The sequence below is a fragment of the Halorussus halobius genome (assembly GCF_004765805.1).
Lineage (GTDB): Archaea > Halobacteriota > Halobacteria > Halobacteriales > Haladaptataceae > Halorussus > Halorussus halobius.
In genome coordinates this window covers 443,120-467,979 of the sequence record NZ_ML219773.1, presented here as the reverse complement: position 1 = coordinate 467,979, position 24,860 = coordinate 443,120, and the positions used below count along the sequence as shown (strand labels likewise).

Sequence of the window (24,860 nt, the reverse complement as noted above, 5' to 3'; positions counted from 1 at the left end):
GAGCGCGACGACGCGGATATCGCTTTCGAACCCGTGGCGTCGACCGCTCGCCTGCTCGCGGCCGTCCGGACCTCGTCGTGCCGGGCGCGACCGCCGAACTACTCCGGGGAGTCCACCTCCGTCCGCCGGTCGCTGGCTCGCGGACTCGCGCCGCCGTGGGGCGTCTCGCGCTCCCGGACCCGGACCGCGTGGACGCTCTCGGTGGCGTCGTCGACCAGCAGGACCTCGCCCGGCGCGTCGGGGAGCCGTTCCTCGAACGACGCCGCGAGGTAGGTCGGCCGGGCCGACGCGAGCGCGTCGAGGTCCGCCCGCGAGGTGAGCCGGTGGGCCGCCAGCAGGTCGGCCTGCGAGACCGCCACCGCCGGGAGCGCGCTCGGGCGCTGGGTCGCGGCGACGAGGCTCAGACCGGGCTGGCGGCCCCGCGTGACGGCGGTCCGGAGCGCCGGAGCCGCGACGTTCCGGGACCCGCGCTCGGCCGCGTCCCCGAAGAAGGCGTGGGCTTCGTCGACCAACAGCCACGGGAGCCAGTCGGGGCGCTCGCACACGCAGTGGTCGTAGAGGCCCGCCGCGACCCCACGCAGGACCGCGTTCGCCGGGCGAGCGTCCAGCCCCGAGAGGTCCAGCACGGTGCCGGCACTGGTCCCGGCGGCCGAGGGGGAATCGAGCAGGGCCGCCGGCGCGAGTCCGTCCGGCGCGAACGCGTCCCACGACTCGGCGAGCGCGAGGTGGTTGTCGGCCGCCCGGCGAGTCGCGCGCTCGGCCTTGGTGTCGGCGTCGGCGACGAACGACCGCATCCCCGCCAGCGTCTCGCGGGCCGACGCCGCCTGCCACACCAGCGCGCCCGTCGGGGAGTCGGACGCGAGGCCGAGCAGGTCACACCACGCCCCGGGTGCGAGCGCGTCGGCGGCCACGCGGGGGGAGTCGACCACCGTCGCGCCGAGGTCCGCCAGCGACCCGAAGATGCCCATCGGGTCGGCGACCACCGGAGCGACGCCCGCCGCGCGGACGAGTTCCTCCGCGAGGACGCCGAGCGTGTACGACTTGCCGTAGCCGCGCTTGCCCACGACGAGGCCGACGTGGGGCCGGTCGAGGTCGAGTCGGACCGCCGCGCCGTGGCTGCCGTCGCGGGCGCGGTAGCGACCGAATCGGGCCGAGGGGCGGGCGTCGCCGGACTCGTGGGGGTCGACGGTCGCGGACTCGCCGTCGGGGTCGTCGGAGCGTCCGAGGACGTGGGTCACGGGCCGTCCTGGTCCCGCTTTCGTACTTGAATCTTTGCCTCCGAATCGCGATACTGGTCAGATACGCCAGTTCGAGTGGTGAGGTCCTCGAAGACCCTCGGCGCGCTCGCCGGCGGCGGACGAACCGCGGCTGGCGAGTCTGCGCTCGCGCGGACGCCAAGGCTGGCGGTCGCTTCACCGAGCGCGACGAGTCGGTTGTCGGGGCAATCTGAAGCCGCCCCGACGGGAGTCGTGGAGTGGGTTCGACACACTCGGCCATCGCACGCCTTTTGACCCCGCCGGACCAACCTCCGGACGAGATGACCGACGCCCAGTCCGGGACCGACGCCGGCGCTCCGGCGGACGACGCCGGCGCGCCGACAGGGGGCGCTGGCGCTCCGTCGAGCGACCCGGAAGACTCGGCGACCGACGCCCGCGCGTCCCAGAGCCTCGTGGTCGGCTCGTTCCGGCGGGCGGTCGGCGAAACCGACTCCTACCTGCTCAAGTCCTACGCCGTGGTCGGCGCGTTCCTCGCCGTCCTGCTCGCGCTCCTGTTGGTGCTGGCGCTCCCGGTGTGGATATTCAACACCGCAGGCCAGTCCGAGCTCGCGACGTTCTCGCGGGCGTTCCTCGTCGTCGGCGGCGTCCTGCTGTTGGTCGGGCTGGCCGCGCCCGTGGTCGGGGCCGACCGGCGGCGCGCCGGCGGGACCGCGAGCCGGCGGACCGACGCCCTGCTCGCGGCGTCGGGCTACCTGTTCGTGGGGTCGCTGTACCTCGCGCTGTTGGTCTCCGCGCCCTCGGGCCAGCGCGGAACGCCGCCGGCCCTGATAGCGCCCGTGGTCGAGTTCCTCTACGCGCTCCCGGCGGTGTACGCGGTCGCGCCGCCGATACTCGCGGGCGCGCTGATTCCGGTCGTCTATCGACTCGCGCGGTAGGCCGCCACGGGGCCGGGCGGATGGTCCGGAGCCCGCGGCCGAGAGCGCAATCGGCAAGGGCCTCGCGTCCGTAGCCGACGCCATGTCCGGCCCCGACCCCAGCGAGAAGACGAGCACGTTCCTCGTCACTCACGCCGAGGACGACTCGGCCGTCCTGCAGGACGCCCGCGACGGGCAGGTCCACACCCTCTCGGCCAACCCCGGCGTCGAGGAGGGCGACGCCCTGGAGGCGACCGTCGCGCCCGACCCGCCGATGAACCTGACGTGGTCGGTCGTCGAGGTCGACGACCGGCGCAGCCTCACCACCGAGCGCAGCGAGGAACCGCCCACCCGGCGCGAACGGGAACTCGCCGCCCAGCAGGACGTTGGCGAAATCGTCCGCGAGGAGCGCGCCGGCGAGGGCGAGATTCACGTCCTCACGGTGCCGCCCGAGGACACCGCCGACGCGGTCAAGGACGTCCTCGACGACGAGGGCACCCTCTCGCGGGCCGCGCGCCTCGGCGTCTCGCGCGTCGAAGTCCGAGCCGACGACGGCGTGGTGAGCGTCCGCTACATGCCGTAGTCCGCGCTGGGCGACCCGTGGTCGGGCGCGCCCGCCGAACCTGCCGGCGGAAATCGCTACTCGTCGCGGTCGGCCAGCCAGTCGGCAAACTTCGCCAGCGCCCGGCCGCGATGGGAGATGGCGTTCTTGCGCTCGGTGCTCATCTCGGCCAGCGTCGTCCCCTCGTGTTCGAATATCGGGTCGTAGCCGAACCCGCCGTCGCCCCGCGGCGCGACGATGCGGCCCGGCACCGCGCCCGCGAACGTCTCGGCGCGCTCGCCGTCGTAGTACGCCACGACGACACGGAAGCGCGCGCGGCGGTTCTCCTCGGCCTCGGCGAGCGTCCAGACGCGCTCGACGCCCAGCGTGTCCTCGGCGTAGGCGGAGTACGGCCCGGGGAAGCCACCGAGCGCGTCGACGAACAGTCCGGCGTCGTCGACGACCACCGGGTCGTCGCCCCCGGTCGCCTCGAAGGCCTCCTTCGCGCCGGCGACCGCGATTTCGGCGAGGTCGTCGCTCTGGATTTCGGTGTAGTCGTAGTTCACCTGCTCGACCGGTTCGTCGAGGTACTCGCGGGCCTCCTCGACCTTCCCCTCGTTGCTCGTCACGAATCGGATGCTCATGCTCTGACAGTCACGCTCGTTGGTTCGCGGTCGAACTGCGGGGCGGTTATAGTCGTTGGTTCCGGAGTTGCGTCGGTTTCGGATTCCCGGTCGCGTCGCTGACGGAGTTACAGTCGCGTCGCTGACGGAGTTACAGTCGCGTCGATGATGGGGTCCCCGTTACGTCGCTGACGAAGTTACAGTCGCGTCGGTTCGGAGCTAGCTTCTGCCTCGACCTGTGAGCGACCGCACTGCACCGCCCCGCAACCGCCACCGCACCGCGACCACCCCGCACCGCCACCGCACCGCGCCCCGCGCCTCCCCGCTTGCGCGCCCACGAGCTGGCGCGCGGCGCGTCCTGTGGACTGCCGAGCGGGCGCGTCCCGTGGACTGCCGAGCGGGCGCGTCCGGGAGGACGGTCCGGCGGGCGAAACCGCGTTCGACTATTCGATTCGCGCCGTTATCTCGTCCGCGACCCGCGCGCCGGTCGCCCGCTCTACCCGGAGCGACTCGAACGACTCCCGGGCGTTCACGGCCGCGTCCCCGTCCACCGAGAACGTCAGTTCGGGATACGCCACGTCCGCCAGCACCAGCGGATACGCCGGCGCGGGAGCCACGCCCGCAGGTCCCTCGACCGGTTCGGGACCCAGCACGCGCTCGACCTTCGGGACCCCGGCGTCCCCGGTCGCCACGGCACCGACCAGCGACACGACGCGGCGGACCAACTGTCGGGCGAATCCGCCGGCACGCAACCGAAAGACGAGGTATCCGTCCCCGTCCGTCCCGCCGCGTCGGACCGTCGCGTCCAGTTCCCGTACGGTCCCCTCGTCGTCGGGCGTGAGGTTGTGGAAGTCGTTCCGGCCGGCGAGTCGGGCGAGCGCGTCCTCGGCCCGCGCGAGGTCGGCGTCGGGGGCGTGCCAGTGGTAGACGTACTCCCGGAACGCGGCATCGCGGGTCGCGTGGAACCCCGCGGGCGTCTCGGCGCTAGCCCACGCCCGAATCGAGGCCGGGAGTTCGCTGTTCAGCGCCGCGGGGGTCAGCCAGTCCGGACACTCGAACGCGACGGTCTGTGCGACCGCCGACGCGCCGGCGTCGGTCCGCCCCGCTGCGGCGTACCCCTCGGGTTTGCCGTCTGCGACGCCCAACTCGCGGAATGCGTCGAAGATGCGCCCCTCGACCGTGGGAACGTCGGGCTGGCGCTGGAACCCGTGAAACGGCCGACCGTCGTAGGCGACCCGGAAGGCGCGCATGGCGGTGAGTTGGCTCCGCGAGTACTTAATTCGAGTCGAACTCTCGCCAAGCCGGATTCCCGATTTTCGCAAAGCTTTAAACCGGAAAGCGGGGCCAAGACGGCCCGTGACCTGAGCATCGTCGCGGAGCGGCCTCGCGGGAGTACGGCACACCGCTCCGCGGTTCACCGAGGGTGGACTTGCTGGACCCCGTGCCGTCTGTTCGCCACGTACGAGCGACTGCGACGAGGCCGTTCGGGGCCGAACAGCGGGGGAACGCGGCCGAGGCGTCGTGGCGCGCACCGTCTCGGAGTTCGACCGAATCGACGACGCTCGCGTCTCCGCACCGACTACTCGAAGTCCTCGTAGGTCGGCCGCCGAACGTCCTCGGGCGGGAACTCCTCGACCGGCACCGTGGTTTGGTCGCCCGACGCCATGTCCTTGACAGTCACGTTGCCGTCGGCGAGGTCCTGCTCGCCCACGATGACCACCGTCTCGGCGTCGATGGAGTCGGCGTAGTCGAGTTGTGCGCCGAAGCTCCGGCCCGAGACGTCGGTCTCGACGACGTGACCGTCCGCCCGGAGGTCGCGAGTTATCTCGGCCGCCACGTCGCGGGTGTCGCCGACCTGCAGGACGTAGTAGTCGGTCGTGGCGCTCTCGTCGGGCCAGACGCCGGCCCGCTGGCAGAGCAGCGACAGCGGGGCCGCGCCCGGGGCGACCCCGACCGCGGGCGTGGGCTGACCGCCGAAGCTCTCGATGAGGTCGTCGTAGCGCCCGCCGCCGAACACCGAGCGTCCGACCTCGCCGGTCGAGTCGAAGCACTCGAACACGACGCCGGTGTAGTAGTCCAGCCCGCGGGCGGTCCGGAGCGACAGGTCGCAGTACTCGCGCGCCCCGAAGTCGGCCGCGGCGTCGAGGACGTTCCGGAGGTTGGTCACCGCGCTCTCGACGCGGTCGGTCCCGGCGAAGTCGACGAGTTCGTGGAGGTCGTCCTCGTCGGTGTCGAGCAGGTCGTCGAACTCCTCGGCCTGCGCGTACGAGAGCCCGGCGTCGTTGAGCAGGCCGTGGTACTCCTCGCGGTCGACCTTCTCGCTTTTGTCCACTGCGCGGACCGCCGCGCGGACGTCGACGTCGCCGTCGAAGGCGTCGAGCAAGCCACCGAGGATGTCGCGGTGGCTGACCCGGAACTCGAAGTCGTCGACCGTCAGCCCGAGGCCGGTCAGCGCGTCGGCCGCGTACGCGAGGACTTCGGCGTCGGCAGCGGGGTCCGAGGAGCCGAAGATGTCGACGTTGGTCTGGTAGAACTCCCGATACCGTCCCTGCTGGGGTTCCTCGTACCGCCAGAACGGCCGGGTCGAGAACCACTTGATGGGCTTGGAGAGCTCCTGCTGTTTGGCCACCACCATCCGGGCGACGGTCGGCGTGAGTTCGGGCGTGAGCGCCACCCCGCGCCCGCCCTGGTCATCGAAGGCGTAGAGTTCGTCGACGATTTCCTCGCCGCTCTTGTCGACGTACATCTGCGTGCGCTCCAGGGCGGGGGTCCCGATTTCCCGGAAGCCGTACCGGCGCGCGGTCGATTCGAGTTCGTCGAACAGCTCGCGTCGCGCGCCCATCTCCGGGGGATAGAAGTCGCGGAATCCCTTGATTCGGTCGTACATGCGACTTCGTTGGACGAGCGCGCGCTTGAAGCTTTTACTTCGCGCCGGGCTTGCCGGGCGAGGGAAGTCGCCGGGCTCGGTTGCCAGACCGGACGCTCGCAGGGACGGGAAGCGGCGGGGAGCGCGAAACGCGCCACCGACTCACCGCAGTCCGGTCACGTACGTCTGCGTGTGGTCGGGGAACACGTCCGCTACGGCGTCCTCGTCGTGTTCGCGAGCCAGCAGCGTCCGGAGTTCGGTCTCGTAGTCGGCCTTCGGAATCTCCTCGCTCGGACCCGTCGTCACGTCGAGGGTCTCCTCGACCAGCGCGTCGACCGCGCCGCGACCGAACCCCGCCAGCGGGACGATGTACTCGACGCCGTGGCGGTCTTCGAGGCTCTGGGCTTGCGCTCGCGAGACCGAGGGGACCCTGTCGTCGCGTCGGGTGCCGTCGGCCACCGCGTCGAACGCCGTGCCGGCGACGGCTTCGAGCGCCGCGATGTGAACCTGCTGGATGCCGTTCCGTGGGTAGCCGTCGGCCATCATCCGGTCGACCGCCTCTGCGGCCACCGCGTCGTCGAGTTCGACCGTCTCGAAGTCGAACCCGAGTTCGGCCGCGGTCTCGCGGGCGTGCTCGTGAGCGTCGAGCACGCCGAACGTGGCCGTGACGAGCGTCACGTCGTAGAAGTCCTCGAGAAGGAGAGCGGCCAGCGACGAGTCCTTGCCGCCGCTGTAAAGCAGACCCAGGTCCATCTCACCGACGCCGGATGTTGAAGCTCTTCGAGTCGGGCTTCATCTCGCGGAGGAGCTCTTTCATCTTGTCCTCGTCGATTTTGCCGTTGACCCGACCGCTCTGCGCGATGGCGAGTATCTGGCGCTCGACCTGGTCGGCGAAGTCGGGCTTGCTCATCCGGACGGAGTTGAGCCGCTTGCGCGCGCCGTCGGTGAGGTGCTTGCGGAGCATGGCCTGCTTCTGGGCGTCGGCCTGCTGTTGGGCCTGCTGCTGGGCCTGTTCGTCGCCGGACTGCTCCTGCATCTCCTGCATCTTCTGCTTGCGGAGTTCTTCGAGTCGCTCGTCGTCGGGCTGGTCGCTCATGGGTTGTGGTATCGTTACGGCGCACGGCCAAAAACCATTACGGAGCGACTCGGCGGAGAACCCGTTCGGAAGTTACGCGTACCGTTCGAGTTCGGGACGGTCGAGGTCCTCCATGACCTCGCCCGCCGTGTCGTCGAGGAGGCTCCGACCGTCGCCGGTCACGACGCGGCCCGCGCTGCCCTCGGTGTCGACGAGGTCCTCGTCTTCGAGCTGCTGGAGCATCGTCCGGATGACCTTTCGGCTCCCGTCGGTGCGGTGCTCGGGCGCGACCTGGTACCGGTTCGAGCCGCCCTTCTTGTCGCCGTACTCGGTGGCGAGCCGCTCGACGCCGACCGGGCCGTCGATGGCGACCTTCCGCAGCACGCTGGCGGTCCGGCGGTGCCAGAAGTTCTCCTGCTCGGGCGGGAGTTCCTTGCCTTCGCCGGTCTTGACGAACTCGGCCCAGTCGGGCGTCTCGAATCGGTCCTCCAGTTTCGCGGCGACCGCGTCGATGAGGTCGTCCGCGGGAACGTCGTAGAGCGTCGTCATACCCACGAATTCCCGGTCGCGGCGCTTAAAGGCATCGTTACGGAGCGTCGCCGGCGGGAAGCCAGTCTGCGGGTCGGGGCGGTCAGTCGCTCGCCGACTCGGCGACGTTGTCGGCCTCCAGCATCGCGGTCGCGCTCCCGCCGACCAGCACCGGGAGCCAGTAGGTCGCCCCGCGATGGAGGAGCGCGGCGGCGGCCGCAGTCCCGGCGTCGACGCCCGTGATGGGGACGATGAGCAGGACCAGCGCGGCCTCCACGCCGCCGAGACCGCCCGGCAGGGGTGCGACGCCGGCGACGCTCCCCAGCGGGACGATGAACAGCGCGGCCGCGAACGGGACGGCGTGGTCGAGCGCGAGCAGCGAGAGCCACAGCGACGTCGACAGCAGGAGCCACCCCGCCGCGGAGAACGTCAGCGCGAGCGCGAGGTTGTGGCGGTCGCCCGCCACGCGCTCCAGCGCGGCGAAAAAGCCCGCGATTCGACGCCGGAGGTCGGCCGCGTCCGGCGGCCGGATTCGGGGGACGACCCGACCGACCGCGCGGCCGGCCGGAACGAGGACCGCGACGGCCACGTCGGCCGCCCGGGCCCGGTTTCGCCACGCGAGGTACGCCGCGACCGGGACCCCGAGCGCCAGCGCAGCGAGCGAGAGCGCGGCGACCTCGACCCGGGCCGCGACCGTCGACCGGGTCGCGTAGTAGCCCGCGCCGACCAGCGCGAACGAGATCGAGGGCACGAAGTTGATGGTGTCGACGCTGGCGACCGCCGCGAGGCCGTTCTCGTACGCGGTGCCGGTGGTGCGGGCGACCAGCAGCGCGGCGAAGGGCTCGCCGCCGGCCTGCCCGAACGGGGTGACGTTGTTGGCGAACGTCGCGCCCGCGAGCAGCATGAACGCCCGAATCGGGGAGACCGCGACCCCGACGACCGACAGGACGGTGCGGAGCGCCAGCCCCCACGCGAACAGCCAGCAGACGGCCGCCACGCAGACGGCCGCCACGAGCGCCGGTTGGGCCCCCGAGAGCGCCGCCAGTACGTCGGTGACGCCGATAACCGAGTACAGCGCGAGCAGGACCACGATTCCCGCGCCGAACCCGGCGGCTATCGACCTCGCGTCGCCGAAGTCTACCCCCATCGCCCCCATAGACGGCGCGTCGGTGCTTGAAGCCACCGAACGGAAGCGTCCCGTAGCGCCGTTCCGGGCTGCAACTCGTCTGCTCGCTCACCGAGTGCGCTCGGCGAACCACCCAGCATTCCTGGTGGACTGAAAGGGCGAGGCGGGGTCACGCGAGCGAAGCGAGTGTGACGTTGTCGGAACTTGCTTCCGACAGGACTCGCGTTCGCGTGGTCGTCTCCGCGGGCCACTATCTCGCGGGCGCAGAACTGCGCCCGCGAGATATCCCGCTGAGCGACCGTCTCGTGAGCGAAGCGAACGAGACCTCGTCAGTCGTAGCCCGCGCAGCGAAGCGAGCAGGAACGTCTGACGGTGGCGAGCGCGCCGAGAGCGTTCGGGACGACCTCAGTTCGACTTCCGTATCCGCACGGCGTCCCAGAGTCGCTCGGAGACGAGACTCCTCGCAATTCGTGAGCGGCAAAAAGCGCCGTCGCCAGGGCTCGAACTCGCCCAGACGGTCCGGGCGTGCGGCCCTGCGGGCCGTTCCGGGCGTGCGACTGGCCTGCTCGACCCTGTCGAGGTAAACGTTCGCGCGGCGCGCTGGCGACTCGCTACGCTCGTCGGTTTGCGCGCCGGGAGAAGCGCCGTCGCCAGGGCTCGAACCTGGGACCACCACGTTAACAGCGTGGCGCTCTACCAACTGAGCTACGACGGCTCCCTATCGCATTCGTGCCTAAGCGGGAGTTCGTTGATAGGGCTTTCGTTTTCGCGCGACTGCGGGGCGGCAGCAGGGGCCGAGGGCCCCGCCGGACACCGAGACGACACGTTTTCGACGCGGGACCGAGAAGTGGCCGACGATGACCGGCGACCCATTCGACGAGGTGACGGCCGCAGTCCGCGACCGCGTCCGGCCCGGCGACGACGAGCGCGAGCGGATGCGGGCGGCCGTGGCGGAGCTCCGGGCGCGCGCCCAGGCGGCCATCGCCGACCTGGCGGTCGACGCCGACGTGGTGCAGGTCGGCAGCACCGCCCGCGGGACGTGGATCGCCGGCGACCGGGACATCGACCTGTTCGTGCGATTCCCCGCCGACCTGTCCCGGGAGCGATTGGAAGAGTACGGGCTGGCGGTCGGCCACGCCGTGCTGCCCGAGGGCCGCGAAGAGTACGCCGAACACCCCTACGTCGTCGGCGAATACGAGGGGTTCGGCGTGGATTGTGTTCCCTGTTACCGGCTCGACTCGGCGACCGACATCCAGTCGGCGGTCGACCGCACGCCGTTCCACACCCAGTACCTCGAATCGCGGCTCGACGCCGACCTCGCCGACGAAGTTCGGCTCTGCAAGCAGTTCCTCAAGGGCGTGGGCGCGTACGGCAGCGACCTTCGAACGCGGGGGTTCTCGGGCTACCTGACCGAACTGCTCGTCGTCGAGTACGGGAGCTTCCGGGCGCTAATCGAGGCGGCCGCCGACGACTGGCACCCGCCGGTCCGGTTCGACCCCGAGGCCCACGGAACGGTCGAGTTTCAGGACCCGCTGGTCGTCGTCGACCCGACCGACCCCGAGCGCAACGTGGCCGCCGTCTGCTCGGCCGAGAACGTCGCGCGGGTCCAACACTACGCTCGCGACCTGCTCGCCGACCCCCGCGAGTCGCTGTTCGTTCCCGACCCGCCGGCCCCGCTCTCGCCCGAGGACGTCCGCGAGCGGGTCGCGGCGCGGGCGACCACGCCGGTCGCGGTCCGGTTCGACGCCCCGGACGTGGTCGAGGACCAGCTCTACCCCCAGCTCCGGAAGTCGCTGGCCGGCGTCCGGGACGAACTCGACCGACGGGGGTTCGACCCCCTGCGGACGGCGGCGTTCGCCGACGACGACGCCGTGCTGTTCGCGGAACTCGAAGTCGCCGAGCGCCCGACGGTCGAGCGCCACGAGGGGCCACCGGTCCACGTCCGCGACCACGCCGAGGGGTTCTTCGAGAAGTACGCCGACGGGCGGAGCTCGTCGAACCCTGGGACGCAGTCGCAGGACGCCGCCGACCCCGACGTGTACGGCCCCTTCCTCGACGGCGACCGCTACGTGGTCGAGCGCGACCGCGAGTTCCGGACCGCCGAGGCGTTCGTCCGGAGCGACGCCCTCTTCGACGTGTCGCTCGGGGCGCACGTCGAGTCGTCGCTCGAATCGGGGTACGACGTACTGGTCGGCGAGGCGGTCGCGGAACTGGCCGACGAGTTCGGCGCGGAACTGGCCGACTACTTCGACCCCGGGCCGTGAGCTACCCGCGAGTCCGGTACGGAGCGCGTGAGACGCCCCGGATGTGCGGTAAGCGGTCGGGACCGGAGGTACCGACCCGCAATCGTCGCGGCACGCGCGAGCCAGCCCGAGTTACGCCGGGCGTTCGAGGTCCCTCCCGCCCAGCCGAGTCGGCGTCCGGACGTGACTATCCCGTCCCAACCCCGGACTATACGCGAATCGGCCGCAAACCTTGATACTCGACCGCGTCGTGGGACGAGTCCATGTGGCGAACGGTGCTGGTCGCAGCGCTCCTCGCGTTCGCGGGGTGTGCGACAGACCCGCCCGACGTCGGGAGCGACGCCGCGGGCGGTTGGGAGTGGTCGCCCGGGACCGGGGACGGCGGGGAGCGGTCGACCGACCGGCGGGCGCTGACGACCGGGGACGGTCCCGACGATTCGCATCCGTGGGCGGCCGAGGAGGTGACCGTCGCCGTCTCGGACCGGACGAACGACTCGCGGACGTTCCGACCGCTGGTGGCCGACGCGCTCGACTTCTGGGCGGCCAACAGCACGCGCTACGCCGGCTTCCCGGTCGAGTTTGCGCTGGAGCCAGACGCCGACCATCCCGACATCGTCGTCGAGTTCGTCGACCGCATCGACTCGTGTGCGAACGTGACCGAACCGGCGGGCTGTGCGCCCTACGTCGGCCCCGGGTGGGACGCCGGCCGGCCGGTGACCGTCGAGGTCGCGGGGACGTACTCGAACGAGTCCACCCGGCTCGTCGTAGTCCACGAACTCGGCCACACCCTCGGCCTGAACCACTCCTCCGAGCCCCAGTCGGTGATGGCTCCGTCCCGGAACCTGACGACGCTGCCGCGCGCGAACGCGACCGAGCGCGACCTGCCGTGGAACCGCTCGAACTTCACGGTGGCCGTCGACGCGAACCGGACCGACGACCCCGGGGCGGCCCGCGAGCAGGTCCGGCGCGCGCTCGACTACTACGCCGAGGGCGCGAACGGAACGGTGCCGGCGAACGTCTCGTTCCGACTCGTCGACGACCGGCGCGAGGCCGACGTGGTGGTCGAGTTCGTCGACGGCCCGCCCTGCCGGACCGGCGAACGGGGGTCGTGTGGCCGAGTTCGGGGCACCGACCCCGACGGCGACGGCGCGCTCGAACGCTACGACCGACTCCGCATCTCGCTGGGCGCAGTCGACGTCGAGGCGGCGGGCTGGCACGTCGGCTACTGGCTGGGCTACGGCTTCGGCTTCGCCGACGACGCCGACTGGCCCGCGCCGTTCCGGGACGCCAGCCACGACGACCGCCGGAGCGAGTGGTGGGCGGCAGACTGACCGCGAGGATACTTTCCGACTCGGCGCGTGCTGGCGCGACCTCGTGTCGCGCCAAAACGCGCGAGGTCTGCGCGAGTGGATGCGAGTGCAGGCTCGGCAGACCACCGGTCTGCCGGTGGACGAGCGAAGCGAGGAGGCTGGGGAGGCGTGAGGCTCCCGCCGTGCGGTCGCGGTGCCGGTGCGGTTGCGGTGCCGGGCGGTCGCGGTACGCAGTGGCTCACGCAGTAACTAGCCCGAAACGAGATATAACGCCGTCGTAATCGCTCGAACCGACGACCCCACGCCGTCGTAACCGGCCGAGATAGCCCATACTGTCCGGATAATTCGCCCGGCGCTCGCGGATTCTATCTACTGTTCCGCCTCGCGCTCCAACCGCTCGAACTCCGCCGGCCGTAGCACCGTCAGCGCCCCCACCAGCGCGACGAGGCCGCCGAGGACGACGCCCCGCCCCTCGCGGAACACGACGACCTCGGCCCCCACTATCCCGACGCCGGCCAGTACCAGCACGCCGCCGAACGCTCGCGTCGAGAGGTCGACGGAGGGGGCGACGACCAGCGCCCCACCGAGCAGCGCGAGCGCGCCGAACGCGGCCACCAGTTCGGCGTCGAACGCCGAGGGCGCGGCCGCGAGCAGGACGGCCACCCCGACCCCGCCGACGACCAGGAGCAGGGCACCGTCGGGCCGTGCGTCGAGGTGGCGGCTCACGATGCGGTAGCCGAACACCAGCGCGAGCACGACGACGACGGCGACGGCCCGGACCGACTCCTCGCGGGTCGTCGCGTCGACGAGGTTCCGGGCGAGCAGTCCGAGCAGGATGAGCGATATCAGGGCGGCGACGGCGAGTTCGCGGCGCGACAGCTCGTTCCACAGACGCGACACGATTACCCCTCGAACCCGTCCTCCCACCGGAACCGGCCGTTCCGCTGGACGACCTCGCCGTCTATCTCCAGCCGGGAGTCCTCGCTCACGTCGGTTATCATGTCGACGTGGACCGCGCTCTGGTTGCCCTGCTCGTCCTCGGGCAGGCACGACGAGTACGCCCGGCCGACAGCGAGGTGGACCGTGTCGCCCATCTTCTCGTCGAACAGGATGGAGTCGGTGAAGCGGTCGACGCCACGGTTCATCCCGATACCGAGTTCGCCCAGCCTACGCGCGCCCTCGTCGGTGGCGAAGATGTCGTCGAGCGCCGACTCGCCGACCTCGGCCGACCAGTCCGCGACTTCGCCGTCCTCGAAGGTGAGATGGACGTCGCGGATGCGCGACCCGTCGTGAGTCATCGGCACGTCGAAGGTCACCTCGCCCTCGGGGTCGGTCGGGGCCGTGAATACCTCGCCGCTGGGCAGGTTGTGCGAGTCGTAGGCCACCGACGCGGCGCTGTTGACCGCCGTTCGCCCCTCGATGGACATCGTGAGGTCGGTGCCGTCCGTGACGAGGCGGACCTCGCTGCCCGCGTCGAGTAGGTCCTTCAGGCTCGCCATCTCGTCGGCGAGCGATTCCCAGTCGCGCAGGACCGCGTCGTACACGAAGTCCCGGTACTCCGCGATGCCCATGCCCGCCTGCTGGGCGTGGGCGCGGGTCGGGTGCTGGGTCGACACCCAGTCGGCGTCCATCCGGCGGGCCTTGATGGCGGTCCGCGAGCGCTTGTACGCCGCGCGCTTGTCGCCCGGCACCGCGCCCTTCTCCGCGACGTTGCGCTTGCCCCGGAGCGACAGCACGACGTCGGCGCGTTCGAGCATCTCGACCTCGAAGTCGGGGTCCTGCTCGAAGTCGCCGTCGTGGGCCCGGACGAACGCCGACTCGACCTCGTCGGCGACGTAGGTGGCCAGCATGTTCGCGCCGCGCTCGCCCAGCTTCTCGGCGACCGCGACAGCGAGGTCGTGGGCACCCTCGTCGACCCGAACCACCACGTCGTCGCCCGCCTCGACGCGGGCGCTCCAGTCGACCAGCACCTCGGCGTGGTCGTGGACGCGCGGGTCCATCAGAAGATGCCCTCGGTCGTGACCTCGCAGCCGTCCTCGGTGACGATGAGGGTGTGTTCGGCCTGGCTCACGAGGACGCCGTCCTCTTCCTTCAGCACGGGGTGGCCTTCGACGACGCCCTGGCGTTCGAGCCGCGTGAGCAGCATCTCGGCCCGCGAGTCGTCGAGCCACCGCACCGCGAACGGGAGCTGGCCGAACTCCGACTCGACGGTCTCCAGCAGTTGCCGGGCCTGCCGGTTGCGCACCGACCGGCCACCGGCCCCCGAGAGTTCGTATATCTGGGCGTCGGTGCCCTCGCCGACCTTCCCCTGGCCGTCGGTGGCGAACGGCTCGACCGCGAGTACGTCGCCGACTTCCAGTTCGACGCCGGTGTCGAGTCCCCGGTTCGGCACGCTCGGGTCGGTGTGGGCGTCGTACTCGTCGACGCCGTGCCCCGAGAGGTTGAGGATGGGCGTGTAGTCGTAGCCACGGATGGCGTCCTCGATTGCTCGGCCGACCTCGCCGGTGTGGACGCCGGCCTCGATGGCGTCGACCGCCGCGTCGAGGGCCTCCTCGGCCGCCGTCACGAGGTCGGGGTTGCCCGAGAGGTCGACGGTGGTCGCGGCGTCGGCGATCCAGCCGTCGACGTGGACGCCGACGTCGAGACACACCATCTCCTCGCCGAACTCGGTGTCGTCGTCGGTCCCGGGCGTGGCGTGGGAGGCCTCCTCGTCGACGCTGATGTTGACCGGGAACGCGCACTCGCCGCCGAGTTCGCGGATGCGCTCCTCGGCGAACTCCGCGACCTCTAGCTGGGTCGCGCCGACCTCGACGCGCTCGCTGGCCTCGTTCATCACCGTCGAGAGGATGTCGCCTGCCTCTCGGTACTTCTCGTAGCGGGGGTCGTCCAGCGTCGAATCTGCCATGCTCCCTACTACGGGCCGGGAGGGGTTTATGTATTGTCGGTCGAGTGCGGGAGCGACACCGCCCACGACGCGCTCGGCGACGCGGTCCAACTGAGTCCGACGTGATAGCCCGCCGGAGCGCGCCCGGTGGCGCTGTCCGCGGGGACGCACCCGGCGACACTATCCACCGGACCGCACCCGATTCCACTGGAAATCGGGCGGGACTGAAAGGGGACTTTCGAAAAGGCGGTCACGGTACTCCCGATTGCAGAAACGACCGCGAACGAGGGAGTGGCGCGTCGGCAGAGGAAACAGACCAGAACGCCGTTCAGGGGAACACCAGCACCGTCGCGTCGTCGGTCTCGATGACCTCGACCTCCTCGCCGCTCTCGGCCCGGTACTCCTCCTCGAGTGTCACGGCCTCGCCGTCGATGGTCTCCTCGTCGCCGGCGACCTCGACCGTGACCTCGCCCTCGATTTCCTTCTGGTTCTTGAGCGTGTTGAAGTCCGCCGATTCGAGCGCGGCGACGACCTGTCCCGCCCGGTCGCGGAACTCCGGCCCGATGACGCTGTGGTCGGGGTCGACCCCGACCGGGACGAGTTCGACGCTGGGGCGGCCCGACTCGGGGTAGACCGGCGCGTTGACCGCCTCGCTCAGGTCGTAGGTGTCCCAGCTTCGGCCCCGCTCGGAGTACACCTCGACGCGGTCGAGGTCGGCGTTGAGCGCCATCCCCTCGTCGGACTTCCACGCGCGAATCTCGCTGGCGACCTCGGCGATGAGGTCGCCCGTCGCCTCGGCCTCGCCCTCGTCGTCGGCGAACTCGATTTCGGGCCACGACGCGGCGTGGACGCTGCCCTCGGTGCCGGGCAGGTGGTCGTACACCTCGTCGGCGAAGTGGGGCGAGAACGGCGCGAGCATCCGGACCGACGCCGAGACGGCGGTGTACAGCGCGTGGCGGGCGGCGTCGCGCTCGCCCGGCCGGCCCTCGTAGAGTCGGCCCTTCACGAGTTCGAGGTAGTCGTCGGCCAGATCGTTCCAGACGAACTCCCGGAGTTCGCGCAGGGCGCTGTCGAACCGGTAGTCGGCCATGTCGGCCTCGACCGACTCGGCGGTGCGGGCGAGCTTCGCCAGAATCCACTCGTCGGCGTCGCGGTACGCCGGGGCCGAGACGTCGGGCGTGTCCGCGTCGAAGTGCTCGGCCGAGAACTGGAAGATGTTCCAGAACTTGGTGAGAAAGCGCGACGCGGACGTGACCTCCTTCCACTGGAACTGGATGTCGCTGCCGGGCTGGCCGCCCAGCGCCAGGGCCTGCCGGACCGCGTCGGCGCTGTACTCCTCGATGGCCTCCTCGGGCCCCACGGCGTTGCCACGGGACTTGCTCATCTTGTTGCCGTCCTCGCCGAACACCATCCCGTTGACCAGCGACTCCTCCCACGGAATCTCGTCTTCGAGCGCGGTGACCCGGAGCAGGGTGTAGAACGCCCACGTCCGGATGATGTCGTGGCCCTGCTCGCGCAGGGTGGTGGGCGTGAACTCCTCGTCGGGCCAGCCCTGGACGTGCATCGGCGAGATGGACGAATCCATCCACGTGTCCATCACGTCGGTCTCGCCCTCCCAGTTGTCCCCGCCGCACTCGGGACAGCTTCCGACGGCGGGGTCGGTCTCGGTCGGGTCGAGCGGGAGTTCCGATATCTCGGCGACGTGGACGTGCTCGCAATCCTCGTTCGCGCAGAACCACGCCGGGATGGGCGTGGCGAACACGCGCTGGCGGGAGATGACCCAGTCCCACTCCATCCCCTCGGTCCAGTCTTCGAGGCGGTCGTACATGTGGTCGGGAATCCACTCGACCTGTTCGGCCGCCTCCAGAATCTCGTCCTGGCGGACCTCCACGAACCACTGTTCCTTGCTCAGAATCTCGATGGGCGTGTCACACCGCCAGCACGCGCCGACCGACTGGTCGGTGGGCTCGGTGTCGTCCAGATAGCCCGCCTCGTCGAGGTCGTCGGCGATGGCGCTCTTGGCCTCGTCGACGGACAGGCCCTCGTACTCGCCCGCGAGGTCGTTGAGGTGCCCGTCCTCGGTGAACACCGACCGGAGGTCGAGGTCGTGCTCGGCCCACCAGTCGACGTCCTGCTTGTCGCCGAACGTACATATCATCACCGCGCCGGTCCCGAAGTCGGCGTCGACGTCGTCGTCGGCGAGCAGTTCGACCTCCTGACCGAACAGGGGCACCTCGAACGTGTCGCCGATTCGGTCGGCGTAGCGCTCGTCGTCGGGGTCGACCGCCATGCCGACGCAGGCTGCCAGCAGTTCGGGCCGGGTCGTGGCGATCTGGACGTCGTCGTTGCCGACGCCGGGGAAGGTGACGTAGTGGAGCGTCCCCTCGCGGTCGACGTTCTCGACCTCGGCGTCCGCGATGGCGGTCTCGCAGCGCGGGCACCAGTTGACCGGGTGCTCGTCGCGGTAGACGTAGCTCTCGTCCTCGTCGCCGGCGGCCATCTCGACGAACGAGCGCTGGGTCTTCTCCCAGTAGGAGGCGTCCATGGTGCGGTACTCGGCCGACCAGTCCTGCGAGAAGCCCAGCGACTGCATCGTCTCTTTCATCCCGTCGATGCGGTCCTCGGTGTACTCGACGCAGAGGTCCCGGAACTCCTCGCGGGGCACGTCGGTCCGGTGGATGCCCTCTTCCTCCTCGACTTTCACTTCGGTCGGCAGGCCGTGGCAGTCCCAGCCCTGCGGGAAGAGGACGTCGTCGCCGACCAGTCGATGGAACCGGGCGGCGAAGTCCATGTAGCTCCACCCCAGCGCGTGGCCCAGGTGGAGCTGACCGGTCGGGTACGGCGGCGGGGTGTCGACGATATAGTCGGGTTCGCCCTCGTGGTGGTAGACCTCGGAGTCGCGCCACTGCTCTTGCCACTTCGGTTCGACTTCCTCGGGGTCGTAGCTGTCTGGAACGTCGCTCATGGTATCGCTGTCGCTGACTCCGTCGGTTGGTCGCCGCTGCGAGAAAGACGCGCCGCTGGATTACGCTGTTCGACGTACTACCGACGTAGTCAGCCTCATACCACAATCGTACGGTCGGCTACTGATAAAGGTTCTCGTCTGTGTGTGAACGGTTCGGGATCCGGGCCCGGCGTTTTCACGTAAGAGTGTTCTCGGATGGCGCGTGCGCCCGACGTGCTCGAAACGAGTCGGACATCGGGGTCGGTTTCGTTGCGGCGTTTCTTCGCGGCGCGCGCGAGAAACGCGCGCGAGCGACGAGCATCGCAGCGACCGCAGGGAGCGAGACGCGCAGGCGGCTGGGGAGGCGTGAGGCGCTCACGGTGCGGGTTTGCGGCGCGGGTTTGCGGGGACTCATTTGTCTCGGCAATAGCTAGCTTCTCACGGACGAAATCCGGTGAGATGAGCGACGAGGACGCTAGCGTCTGCCGAGACAAATGAGTGACCGCATCCGCGACAGCACCACCACAGCACCACACCCGCGACAGCACCACCACAGCACCACACCCGCGACAGCACCGCCACAGCACCGCAACCGCGACAGCACCGCCACAGCACCGCAACCGCGACCGCGCCTCGTCCGCCCCAGCCGCCTGCGCTACTCGGCCCTCGCACGCATTGGCGCGGCCACTTGCGGGCCGCGCCGTGGGAGACACGCTCCCACGAGCCTTGTCTCGCTCCGCTCGACAAGACACCAGCGCGCGCCGACTAGGAAAGTCGAGCGAGTGCGCTCGCGAATTTCGGGACCCGAGATAGTCCCGACGTCGAAGTGAACGCCCTCCGAACGCCAACCGATTTTCGTCGTCTATTCTGCCACGGTGTCAAAGCTTAAGCGACGATAGCCAGACCGTACACCCACTGTGACTGACGAAGCCACGCCGTCGGAGGCCGAGGTCGTCGTCGTCGGGGCGGGACCCGGCGGCTACGTCGCGGCCATCCGCGCGGCCCAGCACGGACTCGACACGGTACTGGTCGAGAAGGAGGCGCTCGGCGGGGTCTGTCTCAACCACGGCTGCATCCCGTCGAAGGCGTTCATCGACGTTGGCGAGTCGGCCCACGACGTCGCGAACATGGAAGACCGGGGCGTCTACGCCGACGTGAGCGTGGCGTTCGGCGAACTCGTCGACTGGAAGGAGAGCGTTGTCGACCGGCTCACGAGCGGCGTCGGACAGCTCTGTGAGGCCAACGGCGTGACCGTCGTGGAGGGGACCGCCGCGTTCGTCGACGACGGCGTGCTGGAGGTCTCGCCGCCCGAACTCACCGGCGACAGCCAGACCATCGAGTACGAGCACGCGATTCTCGCGACCGGCTCGCGACCCATCCAAGTGCCGGGCTTCGACTACGACGACGACCCAGTGTTGGACTCCCGGCAGGCGCTCGCGCTCGACGACCAGCCCGACCGGCTCGTGGTCGTGGGCGCGGGCTACATCGGGATGGAGCTGTCGACCGCGTTCGCCAAGCTCGGGACCGACGTGACCGTCGTGGAGATGCTCGACGCGCCCCTGCCGGGCTACGACGACGAGGCCACCGAACTCGTGCAGGGCCGCGCCGAGGACCTGGGCATCGAGTTCAACTTCGGCGAGGCCGCCAGCGAGTGGTACCGCGACATCGCGGGCGACGTCGTGGTGACGGCCGAAGACGGGGACGGCGACGAGTCGGAGTACCGCGCCGACGCGGTGCTGGTCGCGGTCGGCCGCGAGCCGGTCACCGACACGCTGGACCTCGGTGCGGTCGGCCTCGAACCCGACGAGAACGGCTTCCTCGCGACCGACGAGTACGGCGAGACCGACGCCGAGGGCGTCTACGCGGTCGGCGACGTGGCCGGCGAACCCATGCTGGCCCACGAGGCCAGCCATCAGGGCACGCTGGTCGCCGACCACCTCGCGGGGAGCGACAGCCGAATCGACGCCCACGCCGTGCCCGCCGTGGTGTTCACCGACCCCGAGATTGCGACCGTGGGGCTGACGCCCGGCGAAGCGGCCGACGCGGACCGCGAGGTGTCGGTCGGCGAGATGGCGTTCCGGGGCAACGGCCGCGCGCTCACCACCGGCGACGCCGAGGGGTTCGTCCGTGTCGTGGTCGACGAATCGTCGGGACGGGTCCTCGGCGGCGAGGTCGTCGGCCCGGAGGCCTCCGAGCTAATCGCGGAACTCGGAGTGGCGGTGGCGGCGGAACTGGATGCCTCGGACCTCGCCGAGACGGTCCACGCCCACCCGACGCTCTCCGAGGCCGTGATGGAGGCGGCCGCGAACGCCGAGGGCGCGGCGATTCACACGGTGAACTAGGAGAAGACGGGGACGGGGATTCGTTTTCGGTGGTTGGAGTAGCCGAGCGGATTCGAGACGGTAGCGACTATCTGTGACTGATACGTCGGCGCGTGCTGGCGTCTTGCCGAACGACGTGAGGCAAGGCTCGTGGGAGCGTGCCTCCCACGGCGCGAGTTCATCTCGCGCCAACTCGCGCGAGGTCTTGCTGAGCGAAGCGAAGCAAGGCTCGGAAGACGCGGTTTGTCTTCCGGTGGCTGAGTAGCGCAGGGAGGAGCGAAGCGACGACCGAGCAACGCAGGCGGCTGGGGAGGACGAGGTGCGTTGCTGTGCGGTTGCGGGTGCGGTGCGGGTGCGGTTGCAGTGCGGGTGCGGTTGCAGTGCGGGTGCGGTTGCGGTGCTGTCGCGGTTGCAGTGCGGGTGCGGTTGCAGTGCTGTCGCGGGTGCGGTCTCTCATCGGTCGAGGCAGAAGCTAGCTTCGTAGCTCTTCTAGGAATTACGTCCGACAGGTCCGAGCTAGCTATCGCCGAGGCAAATGAGTAACCGCACGGCACCGCGACCGCCCCGCACCACACCCGCACCGCGACCGCGCCTCGTCCTCCCCAGCCGATTGCGCTTCTCGGCCAGAGGCCTGCGATGCTCATCCCTCGCACGAGTTGGCGCGGTCACGAGGACCGCGCCAGCGCGCGCCACAATCGAGATCCAGAACACGAGCAAACAGAACACGAACAGCCAGGGACGGGGCATAGAGTACGACCGACGAAAAGCGAAAGAGCCGGAACCCAGTCCTCAAATCGTCCGCTCTATCGCCCGCCGAACGTCCTCGGCGTCGGGAATCACCTCGTCTTCGAGCGACGGGGTGAACGGAATCGGCGTGTCGGGGACGCCGACGCGCTGGACCGGCGCGTCGATGCTCCAGAAGGCGTTCTCCACGACTCTGGTGACGATTTCGGCGTGGAGGCCGTACGACATCGGGCTCTCGTCGGCGACCACGAGCCGGCCCGTCTTCCGGATGCTGTCGGCCAGCGTGTCGGTGTCGAGCGGGTACAGCGAGCGCGGGTCGATGACCTCGACGCTCACGTCGTCGAGGTCGCGGGCGGCCCGGAGGCTCTCGCCGAGCAGGCGCTGGGTCGCTACGACCGTCACGTCCGCGCCCTCCTGCTCGACCGACGCCTCGCCCAGCGGCACCGCGAACTCCTCGTCGGTCGGCACCGGACCGCGCCGGTCGTAGATAGTCTTGTTCTCGAAGAACATCACCGGGTCGTCCGCCCGGATGGCCGACTTCATCAGGCCCTTGGCGGCCGCCGGCGTGCCGGGCGCGACCGCCTTGATGCCCGGCAGGTGCGCGACCAGCGTGTGGACCGTCCCGGAGTGTTGGGCCGCCGCGTTGACCCCCGCGCCCTCGATGGCCCGGAGGGTGAGCGGCACGTCGCTCGCGCCGCCGAACATGTAGCGGGTCTTGCCCGCCTGGTTCATTATCTGGTCGAAACAGACGCCGATGAAGTCCGAGAAGCTGAGGTTCACTACCGGACGGAGGCCGGTCGCGGCCGCGCCGACGCCCGACCCGACCTGCGCGGCCTCGCTGATGGGCGTGTTGCGGACCCGGTTGTCGCCGAACTCGTCGTGGAGGCCGGCCGTGACCTCGAACGAGCCGCCGTCCTCCTCGTCCTGGCCCATGATGAACACCGAATCGTCGGCCAGCAGTTCCTCGCGGAGGCCGGTCCGGATGGCCTCGCGCATACTCATCGTCTCGGTCTCGGCGTCCGCGAACTCCTGGGCCGCCATCAGTCCTCACCCCCGGGAACGCCGCCGTCGGCCCGAAGCTGCTCGCGGAAGAGTTCGACCTCCGGCACCGGCTCGTCGAACACGTCGTCGTAGGCCGCGTCGGGGTCCGGGAAGTCGTCGTCGCGGGCGCGCTCGACCGCGGCGTCCATCCGGTCGACGACCTCGGCTTCGAGCGACTCGAACTCCTCGTCGGTGAGTTCGCCCCGGTCGGCGAGGTCCTCGCGGAAGTTCTCGATGGGGTCGTGCTGGTTCTGCCAGCGCTTGACCTCCTCTTCGTCGCGGTAGGGTTCCTCGTCGCCCTCGAAGTGGCCCCGGTAGCGGTAGGTCTTGGCCTCGACGATGGTCGGCCCCTCGCCGCTGGCGGCCCGCTCGTACGCGTCCTGCATGGTCTCGTAGACGGCGGTCACGTCCTGCCCGTCCACGATCTCGCCGGGGAGGCCGTACGCGGCGGCCATGTCGACGAGGTCCTCGATGTTGTGCTGCTCGTCGAACACCATCCCCTCCGAGTACTGGTTGTTCTCGATGACGAAGACGACCGGGAGCTGCCACGTCGCCGCGAGGTTGATGGCCTCGTGGACCTGTCCGGCCGCGACCGAGCCGTCGCCACAGAACCCGACCGTGACCCAGTCCTCGTCCCGGACCTGGGCGGTGATGCCCGCGCCGGTCGCCAGCGGGACGCTCGCGCCGACGATGGGCTGTGCGCCCAGCATTCCCTGGTCGAGTTCGGCGACGTGCATCGACCCGCCCCGGCCCCGGCAGTAGCCCGTCTCCTTGCCGTACAGTTCGGCCAGCAGGATTTCGGGGTCCAGTCCCTTCGCGATGCTGTGACCGTGCGCGCGGTGCGTGCTGGTCACGTAGTCGTCGACGTCGAGTACGCCACAGGTTCCGACGGCGACGGCCTCCTGGCCCTGCGAGAGGTGTACGAATCCCGGAATCTCGTTGTCGGCGAACCGGTCTCGGACCCGGTTCTCGAACTCCCGAATCAGAAGCATGGTCCGCAACGCCTCGTGACGACCGTCGGCCGTCTGTAGATCGATGGTGGACATTGCTATCAGTAACGCTCGAAAAGTCGGAACCCGATTGTAAAAGTGTTCCCTTAGCAGTAAACCTCAGACCGGATAGAAAGTGAAGAATGTAAGACGGCGGTCGGATTCCGAGCGACTTCGCCCGTCCGGCGACGCGTCGCTACGCCGCGCCGACGACCGCGGGGGCGTCCTCGAGGTACTCGTCGAGCGTCGTGAGGAACCGGGCGGCGTCCGCGCCGTCGACGACCCGGTGGTCGAACGAGAGGCTGAACGTCATGTGCCGGCGGAAGGCGAGCCCGTCGTCGGTCCGGACCGCGCGCTCGGTCACGCGGTTCAGCCCGAGGATGGCGACCTCCGGCGGGTTGATGACCGGCGTGAACGAGTCGCTCCCGAACACCCCGAGGTTCGACACGGTGAAGGTGCCGCCGCTGAGGTCGTCGGACGTGTACTCGCCGTCGAGCACCGCCTCGGTGGTCCGGCCCCGGGCCGACGAGATGGCCCCGACCGACTTGGCGTCGACGCCGTGGACGACCGGCGTGACGAGGCCGCCGTCGAGGTCGACCGCGAGGCCGACGTTGTGCTCCTCGTAGAGGGTGTGGACGTTCTCGTCGGCGTCGAACGTGGCGTTGAACTCGGGGTGGTCGTCGAGCGTCTCGGAGACGCACTTGAGGACGACGTCCGTGATGGAGACGTCGGCCTCGACCAGTTCGACCGCCTCGAACACGGCCTCGACCTCGACCTCGCGGTCGACCGTGACGTGGACCGCCTCGCGGTAGCTCTGGCCGAGTCGCTCGGCGATGGTGGTCCGCATCGAGGTGAGTTCCCGCTCCTCGCGGACGGTCCGGCCGCCGCTGGCGGCCGCCGCGTCGGCCACGTCGTCGGCGACGACGGAGTTCTCGGGGCCGGTGCCCGCGACCGTCGCGAGGTCGACGCCCATCTCCTCGGCGCGCTTTCTGGCCTTCGGCGAGGCCTTGATCCGGCCGTCCTCGGTGGTGGCCGCCTGCGCGGTGCCGGCCGACGTTTCGGTCGACGCGGCGGCGGTCGCGGTCCCCGGTCCCGAGTCGGACTGGTCGTCGACCTCCGGGTCCTCGTCGGACCCCTCGCTGGCGTCCTCGTCGGCGTCCGCGTCCTCCCCGTCGCTCTCGGGCAGGTCGACCTCGGCTTCGAGGTCCGAGACGTCCTCGTCGGGGCCGGCGACGATGCCCATCGGCGTCCCGGGCGGAGCCTCGTCGTCGGCGACGAGGTAGATTTCCCGGAGCACGCCGTCCTCGCGCGCGGCCACCTCCGCGACCGACTTCTCGGACTCTATCTCCGCGAGCACGTCCTCCTCCTCGACCGCCTCGCCCTCGTCGACGTGCCATTCCAGCACGACCCCGGTCTCCATCTCGACGCCCAGCTTGGGCATTCGAATCACGTACGCCATGTGCAACGGAATACCTAGATTCAGGATAAAAAGGT

The 24,860-nt window shown here is 70.1% G+C and carries 20 protein-coding genes and 1 tRNA gene; 5 read left to right on the top strand and 16 right to left on the bottom strand.

The annotated features are described in order from the left end of the window. Positions 1–98 precede the first annotated feature (98 nt). The gene (locus EPL03_RS02375) at positions 99–1,238 is read right to left on the bottom strand and encodes an ATP-binding protein (protein WP_135827735.1); all 1,140 of its coding nucleotides are present in this window, start codon (positions 1,236–1,238) and stop codon (positions 99–101) included. A gap of 299 nt (positions 1,239–1,537) precedes the next feature. Here EPL03_RS02375 and EPL03_RS02370 point away from each other — a divergent pair, with 299 nt between their 5' ends. Both EPL03_RS02370 and EPL03_RS02365 read left to right on the top strand, forming a co-directional pair. Beyond that, positions 1,538–2,152, top strand: coding sequence for a hypothetical protein (locus EPL03_RS02370; protein WP_135827734.1), 615 nt, complete (start codon positions 1,538–1,540; stop codon positions 2,150–2,152). An 82-nt stretch (positions 2,153–2,234) separates the two neighbouring features. Next, positions 2,235–2,714: a DUF5812 family protein gene (locus tag EPL03_RS02365; protein WP_135827733.1), complete on the top strand. Its 480-nt coding sequence runs from the start codon at positions 2,235–2,237 to the stop codon at positions 2,712–2,714. 56 nt (positions 2,715–2,770) lie between these two features. Here EPL03_RS02365 and rdgB read toward each other — a convergent pair whose 3' ends face one another. From rdgB to EPL03_RS02325, 8 genes are all read right to left on the bottom strand, one after another. Then, positions 2,771–3,316: an RdgB/HAM1 family non-canonical purine NTP pyrophosphatase gene (rdgB, locus tag EPL03_RS02360; protein ID WP_135827732.1), complete on the bottom strand. Its 546-nt coding sequence runs from the start codon at positions 3,314–3,316 to the stop codon at positions 2,771–2,773. Positions 3,317–3,738: 422 nt separating this feature from the next. After that, positions 3,739–4,545, bottom strand: coding sequence for a tRNA pseudouridine(38-40) synthase TruA (truA, locus tag EPL03_RS02355; protein WP_135827731.1), 807 nt, complete (start codon positions 4,543–4,545; stop codon positions 3,739–3,741). 329 nt (positions 4,546–4,874) lie between these two features. Continuing rightward, positions 4,875–6,182 carry a histidine--tRNA ligase gene (hisS, locus tag EPL03_RS02350; RefSeq protein ID WP_135827730.1) on the bottom strand — a complete coding sequence of 436 codons (1,308 nt, stop codon included), beginning with the start codon at positions 6,180–6,182 and terminating at the stop codon, positions 4,875–4,877. 141 nt (positions 6,183–6,323) lie between these two features. Then, a complete protein-coding gene (locus tag EPL03_RS02345) occupies positions 6,324–6,914 on the bottom strand; it encodes a DUF7411 family protein (protein ID WP_135827729.1) in 591 nt (196 codons plus the stop codon). A gap of 1 nt (position 6,915) precedes the next feature. Next, positions 6,916–7,257, bottom strand: a complete 342-nt coding sequence (locus EPL03_RS02340; RefSeq protein ID WP_135827728.1) for a DNA-binding protein — start codon at positions 7,255–7,257, stop codon at positions 6,916–6,918. Positions 7,258–7,329: 72 nt separating this feature from the next. Next, complete coding sequence (locus EPL03_RS02335) at positions 7,330–7,785, bottom strand: 30S ribosomal protein S19e (RefSeq protein WP_135827727.1); 456 nt, start codon at positions 7,783–7,785, stop codon at positions 7,330–7,332. 82 nt (positions 7,786–7,867) lie between these two features. Continuing rightward, positions 7,868–8,911: a lysylphosphatidylglycerol synthase transmembrane domain-containing protein gene (locus EPL03_RS02330; RefSeq protein WP_135827726.1), complete on the bottom strand. Its 1,044-nt coding sequence runs from the start codon at positions 8,909–8,911 to the stop codon at positions 7,868–7,870. A 621-nt stretch (positions 8,912–9,532) separates the two neighbouring features. Then, positions 9,533–9,605, bottom strand: a tRNA-Asn gene (locus EPL03_RS02325). Between the two features lie 142 nt (positions 9,606–9,747). On the opposite strand from EPL03_RS02325, the gene cca reads away from it, so the two are divergent. Both cca and EPL03_RS02315 read left to right on the top strand, forming a co-directional pair. Further along, a complete protein-coding gene (cca, locus tag EPL03_RS02320; protein ID WP_135827725.1) occupies positions 9,748–11,154 on the top strand; it encodes a CCA tRNA nucleotidyltransferase in 1,407 nt (468 codons plus the stop codon). A gap of 242 nt (positions 11,155–11,396) precedes the next feature. Further along, positions 11,397–12,464 (top strand): matrixin family metalloprotease, encoded by a 1,068-nt coding sequence (locus EPL03_RS02315; RefSeq protein ID WP_135827724.1) that lies wholly within the window; start codon positions 11,397–11,399, stop codon positions 12,462–12,464. Between the two features lie 348 nt (positions 12,465–12,812). On the opposite strand, the gene EPL03_RS02310 is transcribed toward EPL03_RS02315, so the two are convergent. From EPL03_RS02310 to EPL03_RS02295, 4 genes are all read right to left on the bottom strand, one after another. Then, the gene (locus EPL03_RS02310; protein ID WP_135827723.1) at positions 12,813–13,343 is read right to left on the bottom strand and encodes a hypothetical protein; all 531 of its coding nucleotides are present in this window, start codon (positions 13,341–13,343) and stop codon (positions 12,813–12,815) included. Positions 13,344–13,345: 2 nt separating this feature from the next. Continuing rightward, positions 13,346–14,443, bottom strand: a complete 1,098-nt coding sequence (locus EPL03_RS02305) for an aminopeptidase (protein WP_135827722.1) — start codon at positions 14,441–14,443, stop codon at positions 13,346–13,348. After that, on the bottom strand, positions 14,443–15,348 hold the full coding sequence (gene map, locus EPL03_RS02300; protein WP_135827721.1) for a type II methionyl aminopeptidase: 906 nt from the start codon (positions 15,346–15,348) through the stop codon (positions 14,443–14,445). Before map ends, EPL03_RS02305 begins: the two co-directional genes overlap by 1 nt. Positions 15,349–15,655: 307 nt before the next feature. Continuing rightward, positions 15,656–18,292: a valine--tRNA ligase gene (locus tag EPL03_RS02295; RefSeq protein ID WP_135827720.1), complete on the bottom strand. Its 2,637-nt coding sequence runs from the start codon at positions 18,290–18,292 to the stop codon at positions 15,656–15,658. Positions 18,293–19,188: 896 nt separating this feature from the next. Between EPL03_RS02295 and lpdA the strand changes: the two genes are divergently transcribed. Continuing rightward, entirely contained in the window at positions 19,189–20,613 is a 1,425-nt protein-coding gene (gene lpdA, locus EPL03_RS02290; protein WP_135827719.1) for a dihydrolipoyl dehydrogenase, read from the top strand. A 768-nt stretch (positions 20,614–21,381) separates the two neighbouring features. Here lpdA and EPL03_RS02285 read toward each other — a convergent pair. The 3 genes from EPL03_RS02285 to EPL03_RS02275 form a co-directional block, all read right to left on the bottom strand. Next, positions 21,382–22,377, bottom strand: coding sequence for an alpha-ketoacid dehydrogenase subunit beta (locus tag EPL03_RS02285; RefSeq protein WP_135827718.1), 996 nt, complete (start codon positions 22,375–22,377; stop codon positions 21,382–21,384). Further along, complete coding sequence (locus tag EPL03_RS02280) at positions 22,377–23,423, bottom strand: thiamine pyrophosphate-dependent dehydrogenase E1 component subunit alpha (RefSeq protein ID WP_135827717.1); 1,047 nt, start codon at positions 23,421–23,423, stop codon at positions 22,377–22,379. The genes EPL03_RS02285 and EPL03_RS02280 overlap by 1 nt, the downstream gene beginning before the upstream one ends. Before the next feature lie 139 nt (positions 23,424–23,562). Next, on the bottom strand, positions 23,563–24,825 hold the full coding sequence (locus EPL03_RS02275) for a dihydrolipoamide acetyltransferase family protein (protein WP_135827716.1): 1,263 nt from the start codon (positions 24,823–24,825) through the stop codon (positions 23,563–23,565). Positions 24,826–24,860 lie beyond the last annotated feature (35 nt).